This is a genomic window from Streptomyces sp. NRRL S-31 (assembly GCF_000718775.1).
Lineage (GTDB): Bacteria > Actinomycetota > Actinomycetes > Streptomycetales > Streptomycetaceae > Streptomyces.
In genome coordinates this window covers 1-629 of the sequence record NZ_JOCB01000240.1, presented here as the reverse complement: position 1 = coordinate 629, position 629 = coordinate 1, and the positions used below count along the sequence as shown (strand labels likewise).

Here is a 629-nt window from a genome sequence, read left to right as displayed (position 1 = left end):
GTGTCAGTTCCTGCCAGCGGCTGAGGGGGAGGTCGTCGCCCGTGGCGATGCGGTGGGCGATGGCGGCCGCGCGTCGTGGCACGGAGTGGGTGTCCCAGGCCGGGTCGAGTTCGTCGTAGTGCTGGGCCACGGCGGCGGAGAGCGGGCCGGTCACCGTGTGGCCCAGGCGCTGGAGTTCGCCCCGGACGTGTACCTGCACCAGGCTCGCGTCGTCGGGGGCCGTTGAAGCCAGTCGACTCCACCGGCTGCGCCCGGCGGTGGCCTGCGACGTGGCGGGCATGACGGCCGCCGTACCCGGCTCGGCTGTGGCCCGCTCGGTCGGGACGGTGGGGTGGGCGGCTGCCGTCTGAGTTCTGACGGGTGTGCCGGCCATGACGGCGTAGGCGTCCTCGGCGGCGCGGTCGGCCGGGCGGTCCTCGGGCGGCATGGCCGTCCGCTGCCGGGTCCCGTCCCCGGCCGCGCGGTCCTCCGCACCGGCCGCGCGGTCGGCGGTCTCGGTCCGGCGGGCGTTCCCCGCGTCCACCACCGGGGGCCGCTCCACGGTCGGTTCCGCGGCCCGTTCAGCGGTCTGTTCCGCGGTCGGTTCCGTGGGCCGGGTGGGGGTGGGCAGGTGGGGGCCGGAGGTGGTG

At 76.9% G+C, this 629-nt stretch carries 1 pseudogene; it reads right to left on the bottom strand.

Annotated features, from left to right (window positions below):
• A pseudogene (locus IF37_RS0138415) lies at positions 1-629 on the bottom strand (hypothetical protein); the annotation flags it as partial.